This is a genomic window from Peribacillus sp. NPDC096540, from assembly GCF_050278525.1.
Classification (GTDB): Bacteria; Bacillota; Bacilli; order Bacillales; family DSM-1321; genus Peribacillus.
This window is the reverse complement of record NZ_JBNNTG010000093.1, coordinates 1-3584: the sequence shown is the minus strand read 5'-3', so window position 1 is coordinate 3584 and position 3584 is coordinate 1. Positions and strand designations below refer to the sequence as shown.

The window sequence follows — 3584 nt, the reverse complement described above, 5'->3', positions numbered from 1 at the left end:
CTTCACTAATTTCATTCTGGTCGTTTAATAATGTTCCGTCTAAATCTATCGCAATGAAACTCATGCTATATAGCTCCTTTTCTCATTCAATCTATAAAATTCTCTTTCTAGCTTTTTTACCTGCTATCAATAAAAATCTAATCAAAAAAGAGAGTACTCCCTCTTCCATCTCGATATGTCCTTTTATGGGCTATGCTTGAATCCAATTGATTTCCTCTAATTTTGAATGATTTCTCCATTCCTCTGGAAATGGTTGCTCGCAGACAATCACATCGACTTTTTCTAGAGGACAAACTTTACTAAAATTCCCCAATTCTCTTGTAAATCCAAGCTATCCTCACCAGCAGAAACTAATTGTAAAATTTCAGGACGAATGGCGACTTCATTCTTTCAGAGTTAACGAACTTGGATCCTTAAAACTGGAGCAGCCTCCTCTTTAGTAGCTCCACAAGCAGCTAATCCTAGTACACTCACTTCTAACATCACAGCTTGAATAGACTTGTAACAATTCTTCTTGAATGTGTAATTCATAAAAAGTGCCCCATTTAATGTGGAATTTTTAATGTTTATTACTGTTTGTTACGGTTCAATCGTAATCATTCAATATAAACCCCACATTAATCCAATGTTAAGATTTTGTAAATCAGGTCTTAATTTGTCCAATTCACCTGCTCTTATTTTCATTATCAACTAGAAAAAAGCCTCAACAGCTGACCGTAAAGAGGGGAAAGTAAAGGCAAATCTATTAAAGATAAAGTGAAAAGTTTTTTATTCAAACATATCACTCTTTTCAGTTCGTCATTAAACAAAGCTCCTGGTTAGCTAAATAACACTTATGCAAAAAACTCTCTTGAAACAAGAGAGAATTTGACATTAGTGGCTCCTTTCGAAATATAAGAAACACAAAAACTCCTTATCTATCAAGGGGTTCCGCTAGTTTTTTGGAGTACACGGCACTGGAGGTGTATATGGTCCTATTCAGTTGATGAAGGAGAATGAGGGACAAGAATATTAAAAAAAGCATCACTAAACAGACAAAAGGAATAATGCCACACACGTCATGAGGACTACCGGCAGCAGTATGCTTTCTGCAGAAACGATGGAGGAATATTACAAAAGGGGATTGGAATTATCACTTAGAAAATTGAAAAAACGTGCTTCATTTTTTAGGCAGACCCACGAAGCCTGCCTAATCTTTATGCTTATTGCTTCGGCTCGAGACCGAACTGGGAGAGAACCGCTATCGAACGGGTCAACACAGGCTAAAGAAGTTTTCTATAAGAATGCATTTCTTCTTTTTCTTTGCCGTATCCTTTTTTCTCTTTTTCCTTTAAGACATAGCTGAGCAAGTCGAGTAAAATACGTGCTGCTACTTGTCCGGTCATACCTGTTGGATCATATGGGGGAGCTACTTCAACTAAGTCAAAACCGATGACTTCTCCTCTTTTGGCAATTCCTTGGAGCAATTCATTAACCTCATCATAAAGGAGGCCGCCTGAAGTAGGTGTACCTGTTCCAGGCGCGATTGACGGATCTATTCCGTCAATATCAATAGTTACATAATATTTTTCTCCTGCAGGAATTTGCTCTAGCACTTCCCTAAGCCCCTTCTTTCTCATCTGACGGGGCGACAAGATCACACTCCCATATTTTCTTGCTGCGTCGACGTCTTCTTTTTGGCTGCTGCTAATTCCGCGGATACCAAACTGAAATATTCTCTGAACATGATCCAGTTCAGATAAGCGTCGGATACAATTTCCATGGCCATACCGCATAACGGGGCAGGATAAATGGCGACTTATTAATTTCTATATTATGTGAACGTAGCAAGTACCTTCCTCCCCGGAAATGGTCTTCCCTCTTGAACAACTAGTAGCGTAAATTTACATTCACATTGTTATTAACGAAAGTTGGCTTATTCGTAGGATTTTAAAGAAACACGAAGTACTGGATGTAATGAACAAAAGGGCAATGACCCGTTCCGTTAGCAAAACCAGCCTCCACCCCTTGGATAGGCATGACGAAGGAATGAAAGGGCATAGGATTATGACCCGTTGAGACATGGGAGGGAAAGCCTCCAGGGGCAGCGTGGAGAATGTGCGCAGCATATGTAATAATATGGGATTTTCAACAGATCCCCTATTTCAATCTGCCCTCATCTTATCAAAACGGTCCTATCTCTTTCGTTCATCTAAAGCAACCTATACCATGTGGTTTGAAATCCTGCGAATAAGCGAGTATTCGTGAGCATTATCTATTAAACTGAGGGAGTTCATTAAGGGGTAAAGGTTTTAATTTACCTTTCTCATTTGTCACAGTTTTTGTTTAAAAAGAGGGCGTAGAACAAAAGTGTCCGATTTAGTAACTATCGATAAGAGTGTAATATTTCGTGAAAGACCTAACGCCTATCGCACTAGTAACATTTCCCTATTTATTTACAAACAATAAACCATCTCCATTTTCACCTATATATCTCCAACCATCATCTTCCATTTCCATATATTTAATGAATGGCTCATAATTACCCTGTTTTACTATGTATTGATCAGGATTTTGCCAAACACGGACCATTTCAACATCTTGAAATGTTAATTTTGTAATTGCAATTGCTAACGGAATAGGATTTCCCTCTTGAAAAATAACATCCCTTTTAAAAAATACTAGTACAGAAATTAAAGCAAGTATAATAATGAAAACTCTAAAAATCTTTGACATAAATATTAATAACATTTTTATCCCTCTCTTTTGATAGCTACATATAGTACTTATTGAGCAAATATGCCCTCAATAGTTCAAAAAGAAAAAGACTGCCGTAGCAACCTCATTCTATTGTCATTTCTCTTTTTTTAAAAAGAACCCTGTCCCATTTTCTTGTGGAACAAACCCTTGTTGAGCTGACATATTTTCTACCATTTCTTGCTCTTCTGCTGTTATAACCGTGTAAACATCTTTTCCTTCAGCTAACATACCTTCTCTACGTTCTTGTTCCTCTCTAGTAACATGTTTGTATGTATCTGTTTGTTTTGAGTAAACTTCTGCTGATACTTCTGTCTTTTGCAAGTCTTTCGCAAAACCGATTGATAATGCTAAAGCTCCTGTAAAATCAAGGTTAATACTAATTTTCCTTTCATAAATAAACCTCCCAATATTTTTCGGTAAATTGTTACATTCTATTTTTATAAATATAATACTATGAATAAATTTTTTAACCTTCTTCAACTATACTGCAAGTTACCTTTATAAAAACAAAAAAATGGTTTTTCCAACCAATTATACTATAAATTATCCAAATATATTCAAAATACCTTGTTCAACTCAACTGCCCCTTTAGTTCAAGAAGCATATTTTTTTACTTGGCTTCGAATGTGTGATAATTGTAAGAATCATACATTAAAAAAGCTACCAATTGGCAGCCTGCTTCTTTTAAATGGTCACCAAATCGGTGGTTTTCTTTTAGCACTAAACTGTCAGTGAGAGTTTAGTAACTGAAAGAAATTCTTAACATGGCGTGGGCAACGACAATTCCAGCTCGTTTTCTTCCTTTTCGCGCAGCTGTCCGTCTGTATAGAGCTCCAAGATAGTTT

At 36.6% G+C, this 3584-nt stretch carries 5 protein-coding genes; 1 reads left to right on the top strand and 4 read right to left on the bottom strand.

Translation table 11 applies throughout. The features are described from left to right. A partial coding sequence (locus ACQKMR_RS28225; RefSeq protein ID WP_427700225.1) for a hypothetical protein occupies positions 1 to 200 on the top strand: 200 nt, incomplete at its 5' end. 196 nt (positions 201 to 396) lie between these two features. Here ACQKMR_RS28225 and ACQKMR_RS28220 read toward each other — a convergent pair. The 4 genes from ACQKMR_RS28220 to ACQKMR_RS28205 all read right to left on the bottom strand — a co-directional run bounded on the left by ACQKMR_RS28220 (position 397) and on the right by ACQKMR_RS28205 (position 3219). Further along, positions 397 to 531 carry a hypothetical protein gene (locus tag ACQKMR_RS28220; protein ID WP_427700224.1) on the bottom strand — a complete coding sequence of 45 codons (135 nt, stop codon included), beginning with the start codon at positions 529 to 531 and terminating at the stop codon, positions 397 to 399. A 731-nt stretch (positions 532 to 1262) separates the two neighbouring features. Next, entirely contained in the window at positions 1263 to 1775 is a 513-nt protein-coding gene (locus ACQKMR_RS28215; protein WP_427700223.1) for an arginase family protein, read from the bottom strand. Between the two features lie 652 nt (positions 1776 to 2427). Next, a complete protein-coding gene (locus ACQKMR_RS28210; protein ID WP_427700222.1) occupies positions 2428 to 2730 on the bottom strand; it encodes a hypothetical protein in 303 nt (100 codons plus the stop codon). Between the two features lie 102 nt (positions 2731 to 2832). After that, the gene (locus ACQKMR_RS28205) at positions 2833 to 3219 is read right to left on the bottom strand and encodes a hypothetical protein (RefSeq protein ID WP_427700221.1); all 387 of its coding nucleotides are present in this window, start codon (positions 3217 to 3219) and stop codon (positions 2833 to 2835) included. Positions 3220 to 3584 lie beyond the last annotated feature (365 nt).

What these genes read in the sequence shown, in the direction of transcription:
- ACQKMR_RS28210 (WP_427700222.1), bottom strand. Translation starts at nt 2,730, where the DNA reads ATGTTATTAATATTTATGTCAAAGATTTTTAGAGTTTTCATTATTATA.
- ACQKMR_RS28220 (WP_427700224.1), bottom strand. Translation starts at nt 531, where the DNA reads ATGAATTACACATTCAAGAAGAATTGTTACAAGTCTATTCAAGCTGTG.
- ACQKMR_RS28215 (WP_427700223.1), bottom strand. Translation starts at nt 1,775, where the DNA reads ATGCGGTATGGCCATGGAAATTGTATCCGACGCTTATCTGAACTGGAT.